The sequence below is a fragment of the Terriglobales bacterium genome, assembly GCA_035651995.1.
GTDB lineage: Bacteria > Acidobacteriota > Terriglobia > Terriglobales > Acidobacteriaceae > DASRER01.
This window is the reverse complement of the sequence record DASRER010000045.1, coordinates 25,712-46,947: the sequence shown is the minus strand read 5'-3', so window position 1 is coordinate 46,947 and position 21,236 is coordinate 25,712. Positions and strand designations below refer to the sequence as shown.

Here is a 21,236-nt window from a genome sequence, read left to right as displayed (position 1 = left end):
CAGTGACGTCGTGGTGGGCAGCGCTTTGGGCTGGTACGTGGGCCGGCAGGTGGTGCGCGCGCATCGCGAGGAGGAGTCGGGCGACGGCGCGCAGTATGGGCAGTTCATCCGCGACGAGCGCGAGCGCTCGCCGCTGGAGATGGCATCGCCCTATGTCCCGCTCGACAGCTGGGTGTACGACGCCTTCGACCGGCTTGCCGCGATGGGTCATCTACGCACGGCATTTGCCGGCCTGAAGCCGTGGACGCGCATGGAGTGCGCGCGCCTGGCCGCCGAAGCCGGCGACCAGCTCGGGCCTGACGACGACGGCGGCGCCGTCCAGGCACGCGCTCTGCAACACGCGCTTGCCGACGAGTTCGCTCCCGAAGTCGCCCGGCTGGCCGGCGGCGACAACTTCGGCGCGCAGGTCGATAGCGTTTACGTGCGCTTTACCGGAATCTCAGGAACGCCGCTGCGCGACAGCTACCACTTTGGCCAGACGATCGTGAACGATTACGGCCGGCCGTATGGAGAAGGCTTCAACTCCGTGACCGGCTTCAGCAGTCACGCGGTCGCCGGGCCGCTGGCCATCTACCTGAGCGGGGAATACCAGTATTCGCCCGGTCCAAAGCCGTATTCGGACGCGGTCAAAAACGCGATTGGGGCGTTCCACGCCGACGACACATTTTCTCCGCTGGGAATCAGCCAGCCGGGCGGCCCGGCAAATCGGTTTGAGACCCTCGACGCGTACGCGGTGCTGAATGTCCGCGGCTACCAGCTCTCGTTCGGCAAGCAGAGCGGATGGTGGAGTCCCGACCACAGCGGCTCGTTCCTGCTGAGCACGAACGCCGAGCCGATGTACATGCTGCGCCTGAATCGCACCACGCCGGCGCGGCTGCCGTGGATCTTCTCGGCGCTCGGGCCCATGCGCACCGAGTTCTTCCTGGCGCGCCAGAGCGGCGTGCATCGCGGGAACTCGGAGACGGGAGTGATCATCAGTCCCGACGCTTCCTTCGATCCGCAGCCATTCATCCACGGGCAGAAAATCAGCTTCAAGCCCACGCCAAACTTCGAGTTCAGCATTTCGCGCACCACGCTGATGGGCGGGCCAAAGTTTCCCTTCACCACCCGCCGCTTCATTAACAGCCTGTTCTCGACGGCGAACTCCTTCGGTCCGGACGATCCCGGCGACCGGCGATCCGCCGTGGACTTCACCTGGCGCGTCCCGAAGCTGCGCAAGTGGCTGGTCTTCTATAACGACGCGTTCGCTGAAGATGAAATCTCGCCCATCGCGTACCCGCGCCGCTCGGCGATGAACCCTGGCATCTACATGCCACAAATCCCGAAGCTGCCCAAGCTCGACTTCCGCGCCGAAGGCGTGTTCACCGACTTGCCGGCGGGCCTGCTGGCGCCAGGTTTCAGCTACAAGAGCGCCCGCTATCCTGACGGCTACACCAATGCGGGCCAGCTGCTGGGACACTGGGTCGGACGCCAGGGCTCGGGCATGCAGTTCTGGAGCACTTATTGGCTGGCGCCGCGCAACAAAGTTCAGATCGGATACCGTCAGCAGTGGGTGGACAAAGACTTCCTGCAAGGCGGGTCGCTGCAGGACTTCTCCGCGCGTGGGGAGTTCATGCTTCGCCCCGATCTCGGCCTCACCACGAATGTACAGTATGAGAACTGGAAGTTCCCGCTGCTGGCTCCGGGGAAGCAGTCGAACTTCAGTACCTCGGTGCAGTTCACGTGGTTTCCGAAGTGGGGAAAGAAATAAGCGCTCAACGTTTTCTCGGGCATGTCGCGTGGCAGCGCATGTTCGAGCTTTATCGGCAGAGCGACATCTTTCTTTTCACCAGCCTGCGCGACTCCTTCGGCATGCAGGTGCTGGAAGCGTGCTCGCAGGCCCTGCCGGTAGTCACGCTCGACCACCAGGGCGTGGGAACGTTCGTTCCGGCTGGCGCCAGCATCAAGGTGCCCATTACGACCGTGGCGGGCACGATTCAGGGGCTTGCCAGCGCGATGGACCTGCTGGCCGCCTCTCCCGATTTGCGTTGTCGCATGGGCACGGTGGGGTGGAATTTCGCCCGCACGGAAACGTGGGACGCACGCGCCCAGCGCATGCCTGCTCTCTACGAACAGTTGCACGGTTGCGGAAGCGAGAGGTTACAAGACAGCGCGCCGCGTTTTTCCGCTTGAAATTTCCGCTCTGAAGCCGCAATCTCAACCGCAACGTTTTTGCGCCACTCCGTTCCAAGGGACAAACGTGAGCGCGACTGCACAGGAACCCGCCCGTATCCCCTCACCGGAAAGCTCCATTGACCTGCTCCCGCACCTGATTGGGCAGGACGTGGCGCGCCAGCGCGACGAGTTTTTCGTACGCACGCCGCGCGTAGCACGGCTGCTGGCTTTCCTGCTCGACCTGGTCATCATCGGCGGGGCTGCGGCGGGCACGCTCGCATGGTTCAGCCTCGCGCCGGGCGGCCTTCACACCCATGAATTGCCGGCGCCGCAGACGGCGGCTGTGCTGCTGCTGTTCTCGGCGCTGCTGGTGCTTTCCTTGCGCGGGCTGCACCTGTACATCCGGCCGCGGCGCTCGGGAATGTTCGGCGATCTGGCGGCCATCTTCTATGCGACCGCGATTGCGATGGGCGTGGTCCTGCTCTTCTTCTATCTGAGTCAGCAGACCTTCCTGTTGGCGCCGGTGTTCACCGCGGCCGGAATCGATCTGGGATCGCTGATGGGGTGGCGCGCCATTCGCATGAAGATCGGCCAGCGCCGGGTCGCCTCCGGACGCGGCACGCGCAACGTGATCATCGTCGGCGCAGGGCGCGTCGGGATGTCTCTGGCCGCGCACCTGGAGCAGAACAAGCCGCTCGGATACGTCGTGAAGGGCTTCCTCGACCAGGACCACCATCAGGACCCGCGCCTGCTGGGCAAGATTGAAGACTTTTCAAAGATCGTGCGCGCGCACTTTGTCGACGAAGTGCTGGTGACGATTCCCTCCGAGCGCCAGATCGTCCGCAACCTGGTGAATGAAGCGCAGGAGCACGGCGTAGCCGTGAAGGTGATTCCGGAGTTGTTCGACGGCCTGGGGCTGCAGGCGCCCATCGACTACATCGGGAAGTTTCCCACGATGGAGCTGCACCGCGAGCCCATCCCGCGGGCGGGGCTGGCAGCCAAGCGCGCCATGGACATCGCGGTCGCTGCCTTCGGCCTGGTTGTGACCGCGCCGCTGATGGCGCTCATTGCTTTGCTCATCAAACTCGATTCACGCGGGCCGGTGCTGTATTGCTCCGAGCGCGTGGGCAAGAAGGGCCGCCGCTTCGTCTGCTACAAGTTCCGCTCCATGGTGAACAACGCCGACGCCCTGAAGGCCGAGCTTCGCCAGAACAACAACTACCGCCGCGGACCGACGTTCAAGGTCGTGGATGACCCGCGCGTCACGCGCCTCGGCGGGTTCCTGCGCCGATACAGCCTGGACGAGCTGCCGCAGCTGTGGAACATTTTGCTGGGCGACATGAGCCTGGTGGGGCCGCGGCCGCATCCGCTTGATGACTTCGAGCATTACGACCTGGAGCACATGGTCCGCCTGCACGTGAAGCCCGGCCTGACCGGCTTGTGGCAGGTGATGGCGCGCAGCGATCCCTCGTTCGAAAAAAACATGGCGCTGGACCTGGAATACATCGAGAACTGGACACTGGCCCTCGACATGAAGATCCTTCTGCGCACGCTGCCCGCGGTGTTGCACGGCAACGGGCAGTAGCGATGGCCTGCAGTCCAACGCAAATTGGCCTATAGTATTGATGCTCACCTGAGCTGCCGGCCGGACCTGGATTCGCGCCTGTCTGCCTCGCGGTGAGGCCCCGCAACAAGGAGAAACACACCGAGTGGAAAGTCCCAGTCAGCGCTATGGCTCGGCGGTGGAGACGCCGCCAGAACGGCGGTTGCGCCACGCCGACCCGACCGACGAGCTGGTAGGAATTCAGCTCGATGACGCCGTTTATCGAAGCCTGCGGCTGCTGTGGCGCGAGCGTCAAATCGTAAAGAAGGCGCTGGCGGTTGGCGTCGTCGTGAGCATCATTCTGGCGTTCGTCATTCCCAAGCGCTACCAGGCGGTCACGCGCCTGATGCCGCCTGACAATTCCAGCATGCTGAACACGCTGATCGGATTTGGCGGCGGGGGCAACAGCGCCGGTGCTTCGGCTGGACTCGGTCTTGCGGCCAGTCTGTTGGGGATGAAGACCACGGGTGCGTTGTTCATCGCGGCGCTCCAAAGCCGCGTTCTGGAAGATCGCATGGTGGACCGCTTCGACCTGAAGAAGGTCTACGGCCGCACCTTTTACGAGGACGCGCGCCGCGACCTGGAAAACGCAACCGATATCGGGGAAGATCGGAAGACCGGCGTCATCACCATCAAGTACGTCGACCGCGACCCCGGTCGCGCCCGCGATATCACGAACGCCTATGCGGAGGAGCTCGGCAAGCTCATGGCCGAGGTTTCTACTTCTTCGGCGCGCCGTGAGCGCATCTTCCTGGAAGAACGCTTGAAGGTCGTGAAGAAAGAACTCGACCAATCCGCTGTCGAGTTCAGCAAGTTCGCCTCGGCCAATACGGCGCTCAACATTCCCGAACAGGCGAAGGCCGCGTTCACGGCCGCCGCACGCGTGCAGGGCGAGCTGGCCGCCGCCGAGTCGCAACTCCAGGGAATGGAGCAGATCTACACCGACAGCAACGTGCGCGTGAAGTCATTGCGGGCGCGCATCGAGGAACTCCGCCGCCAGGTGCAGTCGTCGGGCGCCGCCGACAGCACCACGAACCCCTCGAACCAGTCGCTCGGGCAAATCATCCGCGAGCTGCCGCGCCTGGGTGTGACCTACGCCGATCTCTACCGCAAGACGATGATCAACGAGGCCGTCTTCGAGGCGCTGACGAAGCAGTACGAGCTGGCGCGCGTGCAGGAGGCCAAGGAAGTGCCGCCGGTGAACGTGCTCGATCCCGCCGTCTATCCTGAGCGCAAGTACAGCCCGAAACGCTGGCTGGTCGTCCTGATCGGGACCATGTTCTCGTTCCTTCTGTCCGCCTCCTGGATCCTCGGGCGCGATTACTGGGAACGGATCGATCCGGCCGATGAGAGGAAGCGGATCGTTCAGGAAATCTGGGCGCGTTCGGCAGGGCGGATGAAATTCGTGCGCAACGGCCGCGTTCGCGCCGCTACGGCCGGCTCGCAGGACGGCGATTCCTCCAGCTAGTTCATCCCGCTGCCGACGAAATGGACCACGCCCACAGCTTCGGCTTTTCTCCATCGGTTCCGTTTCCGCGAGAGGGAGCACGTTCCTTCTTCGGTGACGGCCGGCTGATCAACTTCTGGCTGCTGGTCGTCCTGACTGCCGGCTTGCTGATCGTCACCGCGGATGGTCTGACCAAGCCGTTCGACAATGACTGGGAGTTCACCGCGGAAGTGGTCCTGAGCCACAAGGTGACCCCGGCGGCGGGCGCGTTCGCCGCCATTATGCTGCCTCTGGTCCTGCTGTACGCACGCCGAGCGCGGGCGTCTACACAGGAGGGAGTCCTGCTCTGGTTTCTGCTGTGCACCATGACCTACAGCAAGGACTTCGCTTACCTCCAGATTCCCGGCTTGCCGCTTTACATCTCCGATTACGTGCTCGGCTGGCTGCTGCTGCGCCAGTTCGTGTGGCCGCGACTGCGATGGTTTCGCCTGCGCTCCACCCCGGTTTTTTCCATCCTGGTGCTGATCGGTATTGGCTGCGTAGCGGCTCTGCGCGGGCTGGCGGGCGGAGCCCAGGTAGTTCTGGTGTTTCGCGACCTGGCCATGGTGGTGTACGGCCTTTTCCTGATCGTTGGGATCGTCATGATCCGCGACTGGAAGAGCATCGGGCGCGTGCTGTGCGTGCTGGTGACAGGTGCGATCTTCATGAGCGTGAATGCGCTGGCTTGGCTGCTCAATACGCCTGGCCAACGGCGCTACATCGTGCAAAACGGCGCCGGCCAGTTGGTGCTGATGTGCCTGGTGCTCGTGCTCGTCGCCACGCTGAACCGGCTCGTACCTCGCCTTGTGGGATGGTCGGCGTGTCTCGCCTTGACGCTCGGAGTGCTGCTCGCAAACTCGCGGGCCCTCGATGTCTCGCTGGCGGGAATCATCGCTATCCTCGTCTTGTTCGGCCCTTCTACCGGTCACACCACGCTGCGGGCGCGTTTCAAGGCCGTCGCTGCTTCGGTTGTGACCGGCGTGCTGGTCCTGGCCGCCCTGGTGCAGACCGCACCCGGGGCCGCCCTGGTGGGCCGCGCCGCCGAAGAGCTGGTGAGCGGCGTCGTGTATTCGCAAGACGACCCACAGGCGCAATTTCGCCTGCTCGCGTGGGCCGAAGCGATGGCACGCTTTGCCAAGAATCCGATCATAGGGGAGGGCTACGGGCTCCCATTCACGTTCGAGAACTTCGAGGAAGATCCACGACCGCACAATACCTACCTGACGTTTCTTTACAAGACTGGAGTCACAGGTTTTGTGGCCTTGATTGTCGTGCTGGCGCGCTTTTTCCTGCGGGGCTGGACCGCAGTGCGCACCTTCCGCGACATGCGGGAGGCGGGATTGCTTTATGCGCTTTTGCTCGGATTGCTCGCGGTCTTCATCGCGGGGAACTTCAGCTTTGTCTTCGAGAGCCCGTACCTGGCGAGTGTAGTATGGCTGACGATGGCGATTGGCTATCGCATGGGCTGGCTGTTGGCGGTCCCAGGCAGGCTGATCGTTAGCGGCCAAGTGTGAAGCATCGCAGAGAGCTATTTTGTAAACCAACAAAACCCGGCGTATCGTTCTCTGGCCTGATCTACTGCAAAAGCCCTGGAGGGCGATATGTCACGCTGGTTTCTAGTTGCCGCTGTCGTCGCACTGTGTTCACTTCCAGCTGTCGGTCAGATTTCAGACTGCTCCACTGGGACTTCAAGTGCAAACTGTACCGTAAGTATTTCGTCCGGGGCTACAATATCTCAGTCGATCACGATCGAGCATTCCTATGTAACATTGCAGTGTACGGACCAGTCGGTCATCCTCACTAGGTCGAGCAATTTCACGATGGTTGTCGCCCATGGTGAGAGTCCTGGGAACAGTTTGAAGGGAATCAAGATTGCGAATTGCACGTTCGACGGAAACGCCTTCGAGAGCCCCGTGATAGACATGCAAAACGTCACCAATCCAATAGTCCAGGACAACGTCATCGTTCGAGTCAGCGATACGACTCAGGGTCAAAATGATAGAGGAGCAGTCGTATTTCGCGGCGCCTCAGGTGCGCAGGTCACCAGCAACTACATCGGCGCCGTCCCGAGTTGGGTCCCCTTGACAGGGGACCTCGTCATCCACAGCAATGGCATACTTGCGAGGGCCACGCCCGACAATGACTTTGTGAGCGCACACTTCTCCGGGAATGCCATTTCCGTGACGCGGACTCAGCAATGCGCGCAGAATCCCTCCAGTGCATGTAATGACGGAATCTCAGTTGCACCCGGCGTGGCCGGCAGGGCCATCAGCGATATCTGGGTGACTAACAACTCCTACATCTACAACGCAGGAGCAGGAGCTTGCGTTGAAGCGGGTGCCATCGGGCAGATTGGTTCTGCGGACGGGATCCATGTTGACGGAAACTTCTGCGGCCTGCTTCCAAGCGACACGCTGGCCTTTGGTGGTTATTCAATCGTGTTGGCTAATAATGTAGACGTGTCGAACAACGTATTTCAGGCATGCTATCCCGGGCCATGTGCGGCGGTTTCATATAGCGGAATTGAGGTAACGTTGAGTTCCACTGGAAGTATCAATGGCAACCAGGTAGTGCTGGCTCCAGATTCGACGCATGGTCAAATTGGCATTGCATGCTCATGGTGTAACCACATCAACGTGAGCGGTAATCGAGTTGACGGATTTGGGCTATCGCCGTCCAGTGTTGGGTACCTTCTGTACCTTGGTAATGGGGAATTGGCGGAATCGACGATAACGACAGCCTCGAACAATGTGTTTGATAGCAATATCTCTAACAATCACTCCGGGGCGACCGGTATCAATTTTTGGCTGCAATGCAATCAGTCCAATGGCGGTGGTGGTACGTGCGCCGACAACACATTTACAAACAACACGGTCTGGGCTTATCCGCCTCCTGGTCAAAATGCGATAGGAATCAAGATCGAGGGTGACTATGGCTCGACGACAGGAACTACGATTCAGCAGTATGGCCTCCAGAGTGCCAACCCGTGTATTTACCTTAGTGGCCATGTTTCTGGCACCAACATTGCGCCCAATCCGAATTGCGTAATCCTTACGGATGGAGGCGCAAACTAGGTTGGTCGGTGAGACTTAAGGGCCCGCCACAAGACGAGCACGCCGCCGGGACCGAGGTTGCCGTGGCCCCGGCGGCGATTTGCCTTCCGCCGCAAAAGGACAGGTCCGGCTTTCTCAGGGTCCTGCGCGCGCACATTCGCTCAGGCAAGCTTGCAACGGTTGGCAATGTCCTTGCCGTTGGCGCCAGTAATGAGGACGCAGCGGTACTTCGCGCGGCCGGCTTCGACCATATCACGCTGTCGAACTTTGGTGGCGGCATCGAATGGGAGCGCATGGCCGTCGTGGCGGCTGAGTACCCGACACTTCGCCTCGACGCGGAGCAGATGGAGCTGCCGGATGGCTCGTTTGACGTCGTCTTCGCGCATGAGATGATCCACCACTGCCGTTCGCCGCATCGGGCGGTGTGCGAGATGCTGCGGGTGAGCCGACGGTATGTGGTTTTCATGGAACCGAACGACTGCTTGCTCATGCGACTCCTGACGCGACTCAAGCTTTCGTACCCGTTCGAGATTGCCGTGGTTATTGACCAAGGTTACGCTACCGGTGGCGTGCGCAATTCGAACATCCCCAACTTCATCTTCCGATGGGACGCCCATGAGGTCTGGAAAACAGTGTCGGCGTTTCTCCCGGAAGAAAGCGTACGTGTGCACGCTTATCCATATTGGGAGCTGAATGCCAGCGAGCGTGACTTGGACTTACGCAAGGGAACACGGCTGAAGCTGGTGGCGGCCTGCCTAGGTGGCATGCGTAACTTCGTGCGCCTGTTGCACCTGGGTCCTGCGCTGCTGAACACACTTCCATTCGTTCGCCGGCAAGGGAACAAATTCTTCTGCGTGCTGGAAAAGACGGGCGAGCTGCGCGAGTGGCTATTGCGCGAGCCCGATACCGGCAACATCGTCTTCAACCGCCAGTATTGATGGCCATGAGTAAGCACGTCGCGGCCGTTTTATCACTGGATCAGAGACCGCCATGTCCGCTGTGTTTTGCCGCGAGTCGCCCGCGCTTTCGGCTCGCTCATGGCCAGACGTTCAAGTGCGCCTCAGACGGATGTGGACTCGAATTCGTCTGGCCCCAAATGAGCGACGCTGAGCTGAGCGCCGCGTACACCGATCTTTACTACCCGCAAAGCGGGCACTCTCCCCATCTGGAAAACACGCCCGACGAGGATGCGGTGATTTTTGTAGAACACATTGCGAGACACTGTCGCACGCTCAAGGGGACGCACGTCCTCGATTACGGCTGCGGACGCGGTACGCTGCTCAAAGCGTGCCACGGACAGGGCGCCAGCGTGGCGGGCATTGAGATGGACGACGTGGCCCGTCAGCAGGCACAGCAGCTCGGTGCGCCAGTGTTTTCGAACCTTGCCGAGCTGCGCGAAGCCCAGGTGCCGTTGTTCGATTGCGTCATCCTCAGTACCGTGGTGGAGCACCTGCGACAGCCTTGGGAGGAGCTGGCAGACATCCGAACAGTCATGAAGATGGACGGCGTGATCGTGGTGACAGCGCCGAACACCGACTGCCTCAAGTCGCGCTTGCGTCGGGCGCGATGGGACCAGCGCACAAACCCGACGCACTTGTTTCACTTCAACGATCGCTCGCTGACTGCCGTGCTCGTGCGGGCCGGTTTTCATTCGGTGTGTCCCCTCCCACCAATCCTCACCTACAGCACTCATGGGTTCTGGCGACGCAGCCTGCAGCGCGCGCTGGGCGCGTTCGGTTTGCAGGGAGGGCTGCTGCACGCGGCCTCCCCAATCCCGATTCCGCCAAAATAGACGCCGCCCGGCGGCTGCGATCGACTCCTCGTGCACATTCTCCTCGTCCACAACACCTATATTTATCCCGGCGGCGAAGACGACGTCTTTGCCGGCGAGAAGGCGCTGCTCGAAAAGCACGGCCACACCACCAGCACGTTCGTCCGCGACAATCGCGAGATCGAAACCTACTCTCCGCTGCAGCGGGCGGTCCTGGGCCTGCGCGCGACCTGGTCGCCGGCCGCGGGGCGCAGCATTGCTCAGCTCCTGCGCGACAATCGTGCCGACGTGGCGCACTTCCACAACACCTTTCCCCTGATCTCGCCTTCCGCTTACTACGCCTGCCGCGACGCCGGCGTGCGTGTGGTCCAGTCTCTGCACAACCCGCGGCTCTTGTGCCCGGGTAACACGATGTTCAGAGAAGGAAAGCTCTGCCTGGATTGCTTCGGGAAATCGGCGCCGTGGCCGAGCGTGGTCCACGGTTGCTATCACAAGTCGCGCGCACAGAGCGCGGCCATCAGCCTGATGATCGCGGCCCACCACGCGATCGGCACGTGGAACGACGCGATCGACGCTTACATTGTCTCGACCGCGTTCTATCGCGGCCAGTTCATCGCCGCGGGTCTGCCGGAGGAGAAGATTCACGTCAAACCGCACTTCGTCTTCGAAGATCCTGGAGTAGGGACCGGCACGGGCACGTACGCCTTGTTCGCCGGCAGGCTTGCCGAAGAGAAGGGGATTGCTACGCTCGCCAGCGCCTGGAAGCAACTGCGCAACATCCCGCTGAAGGTCCGTGGTGAAGGGCCGTTGAGCGACGAGATGGAGCGCGCCGCAGCCGAGAATTCCTGTATCGAGATGTTGCCGCGCCTCGGGCGCGCCGACTACTACAACCTGGTGCGCGGCGCGCGTTTCTTGGTGTGGCCGTCCATCGGCTACTATGAAACCTTCGGTCGCGTTGTCATCGAAGCGTTCGCGTGCGGTGTGCCGGTGATTGCTTCCGATCTGGGCGCTTGCGCCGAACTGGTTACCGACGGCGAAACCGGACTGCACGTCAAGGCCGGCGATGCGGCCGATCTGGCGAAGAAAGTCCAGTGGGCCTGGGAGCATCCCCGCGAAATGCAAGCCATGGGAAAGCAGGCACGCGAGCGCTACCAGCAGCGATACACGCCTGAACAGAACTACCGCGAACTGATCGCCATCTATGAGCACACACAGCGTGGCTGAGGGGGTGAGCGTCGCGCCAGCGTCTGCCGCGGCTTCCTCGGCAACGGCCACGCGAAGGGCGCTGGGCAACTCCGTTTTTCTCGCCGCCTACTACATCGGCGACGCGGCCATGCTGTTCGGGATCAACGTGCTGCTGGCCCGGCACCTCGGCGTGATCGAGTACGGACGCGTCGCTCTTGCTCTCAGCTATGGGCTGCTGATTTCGGCCCTCGACCCGGGCTTCGGTTTTGCCGTTACGAAGTTTGTCGCCCGCGATCCGCGCGGCGAAAACCCGTGGGTCCGCCAGAGCATCTCTCTGCGACTTACCTTGACGGCTGGGTTGCTGCTGCTTGGGTTGGTGCCGCTGCCGTTCAGCGCCTACCTGCGGCAGAACGCGTTCTTCATCATGATCGTGGGCGGCTCGGAGGTGCTGCGCAGCATCACCACGGCCTGTTGCGCGGTGTTCCGCGGTTTTCAATCGATGGGCTGGGAAGCCCTGGTCGTCGCGACAGAACGAACCACATTGCTCGGCGGAGCGGCATGGCTGCTTCACACCGGCCATGGCACGAGGGCGATCGGGTTCATGTTTCTGGCGGCGCGTCTGGTCTCGCTCCTGCTTGCGCTGGCGATCGTCGGCTGGAAGAGTGGCTCCTCCATCCGGTTCGAGCCCTGGCCTCCGCTGGCCGGCACGCTTCTGTGGGAAGCCTATCCGCTCTCGCTGATGTCGCTCAGCGCGCGCATCAATCTCTACTTACCGCCATTCCTGCTGGGGCTGCTGTCCGGCGAGGCGGCTGCGGGAACGTTCCAGGCTGCCGGCAAGATCATCATGCTGCCGTACCTGATCTGCGACGTCATAGGGGGCGGCATGTTTCCCGCCATGAGCGCGGCGTATCGTGATTCGGCGCAGATCCGCAAGCTATATCGTTACGGCGTCCGGCTGTTGTGGCACTGCCTGCTGCCGTGTTCGCTGATGACGTTGCTGTTCCCGCAAGCCATCGTCCGTGTTGTTTTCGGCGAGCAGTACATGGGCGCGGCCAGGCTGCTGCAACTGATGACGCCGTTCTATGTTTTCCAGGCAGTCGTCACCATGAGCTACAACCTGCTCACCGCGATCAATCACCAGAAAACAGCCATGCGGCTTTGGATGACCAGTGTGCTGCTGAATGCCACTCTGGCGCCGCTCTTGGTGAAATTGTACGGCGTAGACGGCGCGGCGCTCAGCCTCAGCGTCACCAACGCGGTGATCGCCGCCGGCTACTGGTGGTCCACAGCGAAGCGCGATTTGCTGTTCTTCACGAGCCGGCGCGACTTGTGGCAGTGGCCCGGATTTCTGGTCACGCTCGTGCCGCTGTACTGGATCAGCCTGCGCTGGCCGGTCCATGGATGGATGCAGCTCCTGGTGGCGGCAACCGCTTGTGTGGTGCTGTACTCTGCCGTGCTCGCGTTGACGGGCGGCCTGCTTCCCGAGGAGATGCGGCTCCTTTCGAGCCTGCCGTCGCGATGGTCGCGGCGGCGTACCTTATGACGATCCGTGTGGCCGGCCGGTAGCGGCCGCACCCATCGCTGCGGGCTGTGATCGGAGACACTGCATGAAGATTCTCGTTACCGGGGGCGCCGGGTTTATCGCGTCGCATGTGGCCGAAGCACTGATGCGCGCCGGCCACAGCATCGTCATCGTTGACGACCTTTCCACCGGGCGCAGGGAAAACCTCCCGAGCGGCGCAACGTTCTACGAACTCGACATCTGCGATCAACCGGCCCTGGACGCTGTCATCGCCGCTGAAAGGCCGGAGCTCATCGACCATCACGCCGCGCAGATGGACGTCCGCCGTTCGGTGCGCGAGCCGCTCTTCGACGCGCGCGTCAACATCGTGGCGCCCCTCGCGATGCTGGAGATGGCGGTGAAACACGGCGTGAAGAAAATCGTCTATGCCTCGACCGGCGGCGCGACCTATGGCGACGTGAAGCAGGTTCCGGTGGACGAAAGCCATCCCGCCGAGCCCATCTGCCACTACGGCGTAAGCAAGCTCACGCTGGAGCGCTATCTCTTTCTGTATCGCCACCTTTACGGCCTCGACTACACCGTGTTGCGCTATCCGAATGTGTATGGACCGCGGCAGAATCCGCGCGGCGAAGCCGGCGTGGTGTCCATCTTTGCGCTGCAGATGCTGGAAGGCGAGCAGCCGACCATCTACGGCGACGGCAGCAAGACCCGCGACTACGTTTACGTGGACGACGTGGTGGGCGCGAACCTGGCGGCGCTCGACAAGGGCAGCGGCGAAATCATCAACCTGGGATGGGGCAAGCCGGTGTCGGACTTCGACATCTTCGCGGCCGTACGGCGCGCCACCGGCTACAAAGGTGAACCGCGCTACGCGCCCGTACGCCCCGGAGAAGTGGAGCACATCGCCCTCGACGCGTCCAAGGCAAAGCGCATTCTCGGCTGGGAACCGACCATGCCGCTGCAGGAAGGCATTGACCTCAGCGTGAACTTCATCCGGGCGGGCTATGCGCGTTCTGCAAATCAATAAGTTCTTCCACAGCCGCGGCGGCGCCGACCAAGTCTTCTTCAGGACTTGTGCCCTGCTGGAGGACCAAGGTCACGAGGTTGGACATTTCGCCACGGCGCACCCGAACAATGTTGAGTCAAAGTATGCGCAATTCTTTGTCAAAGGTGGTTTCACGGAAGCGGATCTCGGAACGCTTTCATTGCGGCGCAAAGCGGACGCGTTCTTTGAGGGGGTTTACAATCGGCAGGCCTACCGCGATCTGCAGGCGATGGTGCGCGAGTTTCGCCCCGACATCGCGCACGCCCACAACATCAACTACCAGCTGTCGCCCTCCATCTTCGACGCGCTGGCCGAGGAAGGTGTCCCGGCGGTGATGACTTTGCACGACTACAGCATGGTGTGCACGGCCGGCACCTTGTTCGTCCACGATCAAGTGTGCGAGCGGTGCCATGGCGGCCGCCATTACAATGCCGTGCTCCACCGCTGTTTCCACGAGAGCATTCCAGCCAGCGCCATGGGGATGTTGAACAAGTACGTTCACGCCGCGCGGCGCACCTGGGAAAAAGTCTCGCAGCTGATTTCGCCCAGCCGGTTCCTGCGCCAAAAAATGATCGAGTTCGGCGTGCCGCCGGAACGTATCACGTATTTGCCAGTTTTTCTCGAGACGCTCCCCAACGCGCCCCGGAAAGAACCAGGCGACTACGTCCTTTATTTCGGACGGCTTTCGGCAAACAAGGGTGTCCGGACCTTGCCCGACGCCGCACAAAGGATCAGCAAGCCGATCCTGATCGTCGGTGACGGCCCGCTGCGTGACGAACTGGCCGGCCACGCCGCGCGGTCGAATGGCAAATTGCAATTGCTGCCCTTCGTGCGTTCGCGCCAGGAAATGGGGGCTCTGATCGAAGGCTGTGCCGTGGCCGTGGTGCCCTCCATCTGGTACGAGAACCAGCCACTCGCCATCCTGGAGACATATGCCCTCGGCAAGCCGGTGGTGGCATCGCGCCTGGGCGGGATTCCCGAGCTGGTGGACGAAGGAAGCACCGGGTTGCTGTTCAGGCCCGGCGACGCGGCCGACCTTGCGGACAAGCTTGAGTTTCTGCTGACGAACCCGGAGTTAAGTCGCGCGTGGGGCGAAGCGGGACGCCAGAAAGTGGAGCGCCAGTTTTCGCGCGAAACTCACTACCAGGGACTGATGCAGGTCTATCGAATGCTTTGCGCGGAAAGAGCGATGACGGCATGAGCGCGGCCACTGCTCAGCTCCGCCCACGCACCGGCCTGATGGCCAACACGGCCGTGCTCGTGAGTTACTCGGTGTTCGAAACGGTGGTCGTTTTCCTGTTCACCGTTTTCCTCGCGCGCTATTTGGGGACCGGCGATTTCGGCCGGCTGGGGTTCGCGCTTTCGTATTCGCTGCTGTTCTCCGTCCTCGCCGACCCGGGCATCAGCGTGGCCATGACCAAGCTGGTCGCCACCAGCGACGCCGAACGGCAGAAGCAATTTATCGCCACGGGACTGGCCCTGCGCGCCCTGCTCTCTGTCGCCGTGCTCGCGATCTCCATGCTGCCGTTTGGGTTCAGTGCCTACATGCGGCGGAACGCGGTCTTCCTCACCATCATCCTCGTTTCCGAGCATCTGCGGAGCATGACACTGTATCTCTGCTCGGTGTTTCGCGGACATCAGCGCAATTCTTACGAAGCCTTTTCGCTCGGAGTGGAGCGCATGGCGGCACTGGCTGCCGGCTGGTGGCTGCTCCGCCAGGGCTACGGACTTCAGGCGATTGGCTGGCTCTATCTGGGCGCGCGATTGGCTTCGCTTCTGTTTGCGCTCGTTTTGCTGGTCCGGCGCATTGGCTGGTTTCCGCTCGGGCTCGACCGGTTGTTCATCGCCGACATCTGGCGACAGGCGCTTCCGCTGGCGGTGCTTTTGGTGTGCGAGCGCGCCAACATGTACGTGCCGCCCGTCATTGTGACGTTCTTCGCGGGCGAGCACGCCACCGGCATCTTCCAGGCGGCGTTCAAGACGGTGATGCCCGCCGTGCTCCTGTGCACGGCAGTCTCAGCGAGCCTGTACGCGCCGATGGCCTCGCGCTTCAAAGTGGACCCGCTGGAGAGTGCCCGGCTTTATCGCCTTGGCGTGCGCGGGCTGCTGCACATCGCGCTCCCGGGCGCAGCCGTTTGCCTGGTCTTCGGACGCCCGCTCATGCTTCTGCTCTACGGCGGGCCGTATGCCGAGAGCGTTGCCGTGCTGCGCTGCCTGGCCCCGTACTTTGTGAGCATCGTCATCATCGCGATGAGCCATTTGTTCATGCCCGCGATTGACCGGCAGAGGAAGGTCGCCGCCGTCTCCATCATCAGCGTCCTGCTGAACGTTGGCAGCGGGCTCGTGCTGGCGCCGCGCTGGGGTCCGGTCGGCGCCGGAGCCAGCCTGGCGGTGGCGCAGATCGTGGTCGCCGTGATCTACGGCCGGCTCGCTTCCCGCTACGGTGGCGCACGGCTCGCGCTTGCCGAGTGGAGGACGATGGCTGTTGCTTTCGCCGCCTCGCTCGGCGCGCTGGCGCTGCTGGAGCGCAACTTCGCCGCGTCGCCGCTCGTGGTTTTGCTGACCGCGGGCCTCCTCAGCGCGGCGATCTACGTTCTGGTACTGTTTGCGCAAGGCGGTGTTTGCCTGGAAGAGCGCCACGCGCTTCGCAGCGCGGGAAGAAGACTGCTGCCGCGACTGGCATGAGTTCCGAGACAAATTCCCAAGCCGCTTTCGAAAAAGACCCAGGAGCAATGGGCGGGCGGGAAGTCTCCACCCCGGCGCGCGCCGTGACCAGCATGCTCAATCAGGAGGTGCGCCAGTACTGGGAAAAGTCGCCCTGTGGCGTTCCTGCCTCCGCGATAAACAGCGCGACAGAACGCACACGCGAGTGGTTCGAAGCGACCGAGCGCGCCCGCTACGCCAAAGAACCGTTCATTCACCAGGTGGCGCGGTTTCCCGAAGCCAGGGGCAAGCGGCTGCTTGAAGTGGGAGTGGGCGCGGGCGTGGACCATCTTCAATGGGCGCGCGCCGGGGCCGATTGCTATGGCGTGGACCTCACCGACACCGCCATTGAGCTCACTCGCCAGCGCCTCGCGCTTTACGGCCTCTCATCGCGATTGCAGCGCGCCGACGCCGAGTCGCTGCCGTTCGACGACAATTTCTTCGACGTGGTCTACTCCTGGGGCGTCATCCATCACTCCGAGCATCCCGAGAAAATCGTGGACGAGATACACCGAATTCTCAAGCCGGGAGGCGCCTTCATCGGCATGATGTACCACCGGCGCTCGCTCAAGGTCCTCACCGCCTGGGCCTATTACGCGCTGCTGCGCGGACGCCCGTGGCGCACCTTCCGGCAGGTGGTTTGGCAGCACGTTGAGAGCAAGGGAACGAAGGCCTATACGTTCAATGAGCTGAAAAAGATGTTTGCGGCCTACAGCGAGTTTTCCGGCAAGGCCATCAAAACACCGTACGACACGCGGGCCTTCGCGCGCTGGCTGCATCCGCTTCTCCCTGACCGCTGGGGCTGGTTCTTCGTTTTGCGCGCCAGCAAGTAAAATCGGGCGCTGCGGCTTCCAGCGGTTCAGCGACCCGAGTTTCGACCAGGACAACTTTGCACTTGCCAATCGACACTGGTTACGATTTATAAGATTCAAGGACGTATCAACCCACACCCGGCGCCAGGGTGGCGGGTCATGTCCTGCGCGGCTTTCCCGGCAGGACGGAAGCAGAGAAGGAGACGACGGTTCCGGGAGAAAGCATGATCGATCGCGTTTCTGTTGTGGGTTTGGGAAAGCTGGGAGCTTGCATGGCGGCGGCCATGGCGAGCCGCGGCATGCAGGTAACTGGCGTGGACGTCAACTCGAGCACGGTGGACGCCATCAACAGCAACCGTGCTCCGGTGGTCGAACCCGAACTGGCCGAATACATCGCGGCGAACCATGGCCGCCTCCGCGCCACCACCGACTTTCAGGAAGCGGTGCGCGCCTCCGGCCTCACCTTCATCATCGTTCCAACCCCGTCGGATGAAGCCGGCGGCTTTTCCATCCGCTACGCGGCGCAAGCAGCGCGTGAAATCGGCCGCGCCCTGCGCGCCAAGAAGGACTACCACCTGGTGGCGCTCACCAGCACGGTGCTGCCGGGCGCCACCGAGTTTGGCATCCTGCCGCTGATCGAAGAAGAATCCGGCAAGAAGTGCGGGCGCGATTTCGGCGTCTGCTACAACCCGGAGTTTATCGCGCTCGGCAGCGTGATCCACGACCTGCTCCATCCCGACTTCGTCCTTATCGGCGAGCACGATGAGCGCGCGGGCACCGAACTGGAGTCGTGGTACAAGAGCTTCACCCTGAACAGTGCGACTGTCATGCGCATGAACCTGGTGAACGCCGAGCTGGTGAAGATCTCCATCAATACTTTTGTCACGATGAAGATCACGTTCGCCAACATGCTGGCGGCGGTGTGCGAAGAACTGCCCGGCGCCGACGTGGACGCTGTCAGCAAGGCCATCGGCCACGATTCACGCATCGGACGCAAGTACCTCACCGGCGGACTCGGGTACGGCGGTCCCTGTTTCCCGCGCGACAACAAGGCCCTCAGCTCGATGGCCACGGCGCTGGGCGCGCCCGCGGCGCTGGCCGAGGCCACCGATCGCATGAACCACCTGCTGCTGAACCGGCAGGCGCAGCGCATTGAAGAACTGCTGAAGCCGGGCATGACGGTGGGTCTGCTCGGGCTCGCCTACAAGCCGAACACCAACGTGGTCGAAGAGTCCCAGGGCTTGATGCTCGCCCAGAAACTGGCGGACGCCGGCCACGTGGTCGCGGTTTACGATCCGCTCGCGATGGAAAACGCGCACGTCGTGCTGAAAGACAGCGTGCAGTACATGAACTCCGCGCTGGAGTGCCTGCGCAGCGCCGACGTGGTTGTCATCGCGCAGCCTTGCGAAGAATTCCGCAGCCTGCGCGCCGCCGACTTCCCGGTGCACAAGCAGCGCGTGCTCGTCTTCGATTGCTGGCGGGTACTCGCTTCGGAGTTGCGCGATTGCAGTTGGGTGCAGTACGTCGCTGTGGGCGTCGGACGCGATGACCAGGCGCGCGCGCGCCGCGTCGAAGCGCAGCGCGCCGGAGCGCTGTAGAATCAGACGTTGGTTTCTTCGGTCACAACTGCTCCCGGGCGACAGGTAAACACGCGCCCGTTCGTGCGCAAGCGCGCCAACATCCTCGGCGTCGGCGTCAGCCCCATCAACATGGAGACCGCCCTGCGCGCGATAGAGCAGTGGATCACCGCCGGTGATCCTCACTACATCTGCGTGGCCAACACGCACCTGGTGATGATGTGCCAGCATGACGAGGAGCTGCGCCGCATCCACAACCAGGCGGGCCTGGTGACGCCGGATGGGGTGCCGCTGCTCTGGCTGACGCGCCTGAAGGGTTTCAAGCACGTGGAGCGCGTCTGCGGCCCCGACCTGATGCTGGCGGCGTGTGAGTACGGCCTTCCGCGCGGCTGGAAGCATTACTTCTACGGCGCCATGCCCGGCGTCGCTGATCGCCTCGCTGAGAACTTGAGTGAACGCTTCCCGGGATTGCAGGTGGCCGGAACTTACTGCCCGCCGTTCCGTCCGCTCACCCCCGAAGAAGACGCCGAGGTTGTCGAACGCGTGAACGCCTCCGGCGCTGACATCTTCTGGATGGCTGTGGGTCCCGGCGCCATGGAACGATTCATGGCCGAGCACGTCGGTCGCATGCGCTGCGGCGTGATGGCGGGCGTCGGCGCCGCCTTCGACTTCCTGAGCGGCAACAAGCCGATGGCGCCGCGCTGGATGCAGCGCATCGGCATGGAATGGTTTTTCCGCGTGTGCACCGAGCCGCGGCGACTCTTCATGCGCTACCTGGTCAACAATCCCGCCTTCGTTGGGCGTGTGATTTTGCAGGCGCTCGGTAAACGCCCGAAGGACATCTAGGAAACAGCACTTGGCAATTAGCACTTGGCACTTGGCCAGCGCACGGTCTTTCAAGGCCAGATGCCAACTGCTAAGTGCCAACTGCCGCGCCAACGCGAAAACAACTGAGCAGCACCTCAGCTCCCCGCGCCGCCGCCCTTCTCGCGGTTTTCCTCTTCCTCGCTTACCTCGCTAACCTCCGCTACATCTCTACGGGCGACACCGACGCCGTCCGCTACGTCCCGTTCAGCATCCTGCTCGACGCCCGCCTCGACGTAGACCGCTTCATCGCTCCACACCTGGAAATCTACAAGCGGAGAGGCATGCCCTACGGCGTGTACTTCGCCACGCAGAGCCGCGGCCACTGGATGTCGAGCTATCCGGTGCTCACGCCGCTCGTGGTGACGCCGCTGTACGTCCCCGCCGCCGTATGGGTCTCGCAACGCCAGCCTTCGCCGCGCGCCATGTTGTTCGTCGCCGAGGCGATGGAAAAACTCAGCGCCGCGCTCATCGCCGCGCTCTCGGCGGGAATTCTTTACCTCGCGCTGCGCCGGCTGCTGCCCACGGGCGGCGCGCTGGCACTCACGCTCATCTACGCCCTCGCTTCGCCGACGTGGAGCACCGCCAGCCAGGTGCTGTGGCTGCACGGCTTCACCGAGCTGTGCCTGGCGCTGCTGATCTGGGCGCTCGTCCGCGACGACGGTTCTCCGCGGTCCGCGCTCCTGACCGGGCTCGCGATCGCTCTCGCGGCCGCCAACAAGCCGACCAACGTGGTCACGGTCGCGCCCGTTTTCCTGTGGATGCTGTGGAAGAGCCGCGCCCGCGCTCTACCATTGCTCGCGCCCATCGTCATGATCGGCGCGCTCGTTTTCGGTTATAACCTCTATTACTTCGGCAATCTGCTCGGCGCCTACACGCAGGCGCTGGAATCGATGGGCTACGCGCGGGCGGCCAGCGGCTTCCGCGGTAACTTTTTCGAAGGCTTGGCGGGATTGCTGGCCAGCCCCAATCGCGGACTGTTCATCTTCGTTCCCTGGACGCTGTTCGCCGCGTGGGGCGCGATCCGGCTGTGGCGCAACCATCAGCACGGATGGTCGCGCGCGCTGGTGATCGGCGCGGTGCTGCACCTGTTTCTGTATGCCAAGCTCGAGCGCTGGTATGCCGGATACTGCTTCGGCCCGCGCTACATGTGCGACATTCTTCCGCTGCTCACATTTTTCCTGGTTCCACTCTGGCCGGCGCTGACCTCGTCGCGCCTGCTCAAGCCGGCGTTCGCGCTGGCGGTCGCGCTCTCCTTCGGCGTGCAGGTGATCGGCGCTTACTTCCATCCGAATGGAGACTGGAGCAGCGCACCGGTCAGCATTGACGTTGCGCCGCAACGCGCCTGGGACTGGCACGATCTCCAGATCGTGCGCACACTGCGCGCCGGTCCGGCGTCCACGCGGCTGCTAGATCACCTGCGGGGAAAGCACGAGCAGCAGCGGTAAGGTGTGTGAAGGT

General features: G+C 62.7%; 17 protein-coding genes. All 17 read left to right on the top strand.

The features are described from left to right. A partial coding sequence (locus VFA60_15320; GenBank protein ID HZQ93161.1) for a capsule assembly Wzi family protein occupies positions 1-1,750 on the top strand: 1,750 nt, incomplete at its 5' end. Next, positions 1,723-2,172: a glycosyltransferase family 4 protein gene (locus tag VFA60_15315; GenBank protein ID HZQ93160.1), complete on the top strand. Its 450-nt coding sequence runs from the start codon at positions 1,723-1,725 to the stop codon at positions 2,170-2,172. The genes VFA60_15320 and VFA60_15315, both read left to right, overlap by 28 nt. A gap of 67 nt (positions 2,173-2,239) precedes the next feature. Beyond that, complete coding sequence (locus tag VFA60_15310; GenBank protein ID HZQ93159.1) at positions 2,240-3,739, top strand: sugar transferase; 1,500 nt, start codon at positions 2,240-2,242, stop codon at positions 3,737-3,739. A 124-nt stretch (positions 3,740-3,863) separates the two neighbouring features. Continuing rightward, on the top strand, positions 3,864-5,225 hold the full coding sequence (locus tag VFA60_15305; GenBank protein HZQ93158.1) for a GNVR domain-containing protein: 1,362 nt from the start codon (positions 3,864-3,866) through the stop codon (positions 5,223-5,225). A gap of 20 nt (positions 5,226-5,245) precedes the next feature. Next, complete coding sequence (locus tag VFA60_15300; protein ID HZQ93157.1) at positions 5,246-6,757, top strand: O-antigen ligase family protein; 1,512 nt, start codon at positions 5,246-5,248, stop codon at positions 6,755-6,757. A 306-nt stretch (positions 6,758-7,063) separates the two neighbouring features. Continuing rightward, positions 7,064-8,317 (top strand): hypothetical protein, encoded by a 1,254-nt coding sequence (locus tag VFA60_15295; protein HZQ93156.1) that lies wholly within the window; start codon positions 7,064-7,066, stop codon positions 8,315-8,317. A gap of 62 nt (positions 8,318-8,379) precedes the next feature. After that, complete coding sequence (locus VFA60_15290) at positions 8,380-9,234, top strand: class I SAM-dependent methyltransferase (GenBank protein HZQ93155.1); 855 nt, start codon at positions 8,380-8,382, stop codon at positions 9,232-9,234. Positions 9,235-9,239: 5 nt separating this feature from the next. Beyond that, the gene (locus VFA60_15285) at positions 9,240-10,088 is read left to right on the top strand and encodes a class I SAM-dependent methyltransferase (GenBank protein HZQ93154.1); all 849 of its coding nucleotides are present in this window, start codon (positions 9,240-9,242) and stop codon (positions 10,086-10,088) included. A gap of 30 nt (positions 10,089-10,118) precedes the next feature. Continuing rightward, complete coding sequence (locus tag VFA60_15280) at positions 10,119-11,291, top strand: glycosyltransferase (protein ID HZQ93153.1); 1,173 nt, start codon at positions 10,119-10,121, stop codon at positions 11,289-11,291. Then, the gene (locus VFA60_15275; GenBank protein ID HZQ93152.1) at positions 11,269-12,795 is read left to right on the top strand and encodes a flippase; all 1,527 of its coding nucleotides are present in this window, start codon (positions 11,269-11,271) and stop codon (positions 12,793-12,795) included. The genes VFA60_15280 and VFA60_15275 overlap by 23 nt, the downstream gene beginning before the upstream one ends. Positions 12,796-12,859: 64 nt before the next feature. Then, positions 12,860-13,801, top strand: a complete 942-nt coding sequence (locus tag VFA60_15270) for an NAD-dependent epimerase/dehydratase family protein (protein ID HZQ93151.1) — start codon at positions 12,860-12,862, stop codon at positions 13,799-13,801. Next, positions 13,779-15,020 (top strand): glycosyltransferase family 4 protein, encoded by a 1,242-nt coding sequence (locus tag VFA60_15265; protein ID HZQ93150.1) that lies wholly within the window; start codon positions 13,779-13,781, stop codon positions 15,018-15,020. Before VFA60_15270 ends, VFA60_15265 begins: the two co-directional genes overlap by 23 nt. Next, the gene (locus VFA60_15260; GenBank protein ID HZQ93149.1) at positions 15,017-16,504 is read left to right on the top strand and encodes a flippase; all 1,488 of its coding nucleotides are present in this window, start codon (positions 15,017-15,019) and stop codon (positions 16,502-16,504) included. The genes VFA60_15265 and VFA60_15260 overlap by 4 nt, the downstream gene beginning before the upstream one ends. 47 nt (positions 16,505-16,551) lie before the next feature. Beyond that, on the top strand, positions 16,552-17,355 hold the full coding sequence (locus VFA60_15255; GenBank protein HZQ93148.1) for a class I SAM-dependent methyltransferase: 804 nt from the start codon (positions 16,552-16,554) through the stop codon (positions 17,353-17,355). Positions 17,356-17,558: 203 nt separating this feature from the next. After that, the gene (locus VFA60_15250) at positions 17,559-18,932 is read left to right on the top strand and encodes a nucleotide sugar dehydrogenase (protein ID HZQ93147.1); all 1,374 of its coding nucleotides are present in this window, start codon (positions 17,559-17,561) and stop codon (positions 18,930-18,932) included. Between the two features lie 9 nt (positions 18,933-18,941). Further along, complete coding sequence (locus VFA60_15245) at positions 18,942-19,757, top strand: WecB/TagA/CpsF family glycosyltransferase (protein HZQ93146.1); 816 nt, start codon at positions 18,942-18,944, stop codon at positions 19,755-19,757. 74 nt (positions 19,758-19,831) lie between these two features. Next, the gene (locus VFA60_15240; GenBank protein ID HZQ93145.1) at positions 19,832-21,223 is read left to right on the top strand and encodes a glycosyltransferase family 39 protein; all 1,392 of its coding nucleotides are present in this window, start codon (positions 19,832-19,834) and stop codon (positions 21,221-21,223) included. Positions 21,224-21,236: the final 13 nt, after the last annotated feature.

Bases quoted from the DNA above. Each gene is read 5' to 3' on its own strand.
- VFA60_15300 (HZQ93157.1), top strand. From the start codon at position 5,246: ATGGACCACGCCCACAGCTTCGGCTTTTCTCCATCGGTTCCGTTTCCG.
- VFA60_15295 (HZQ93156.1), top strand. From the start codon at position 7,064: ATGGTTGTCGCCCATGGTGAGAGTCCTGGGAACAGTTTGAAGGGAATC.
- VFA60_15285 (HZQ93154.1), top strand. From the start codon at position 9,240: ATGAGTAAGCACGTCGCGGCCGTTTTATCACTGGATCAGAGACCGCCA.
- VFA60_15275 (HZQ93152.1), top strand. From the start codon at position 11,269: ATGAGCACACACAGCGTGGCTGAGGGGGTGAGCGTCGCGCCAGCGTCT.
- VFA60_15270 (HZQ93151.1), top strand. From the start codon at position 12,860: ATGAAGATTCTCGTTACCGGGGGCGCCGGGTTTATCGCGTCGCATGTG.
- VFA60_15265 (HZQ93150.1), top strand. From the start codon at position 13,779: ATGCGCGTTCTGCAAATCAATAAGTTCTTCCACAGCCGCGGCGGCGCC.
- VFA60_15260 (HZQ93149.1), top strand. From the start codon at position 15,017: ATGAGCGCGGCCACTGCTCAGCTCCGCCCACGCACCGGCCTGATGGCC.
- VFA60_15255 (HZQ93148.1), top strand. From the start codon at position 16,552: ATGGGCGGGCGGGAAGTCTCCACCCCGGCGCGCGCCGTGACCAGCATG.
- VFA60_15250 (HZQ93147.1), top strand. From the start codon at position 17,559: ATGATCGATCGCGTTTCTGTTGTGGGTTTGGGAAAGCTGGGAGCTTGC.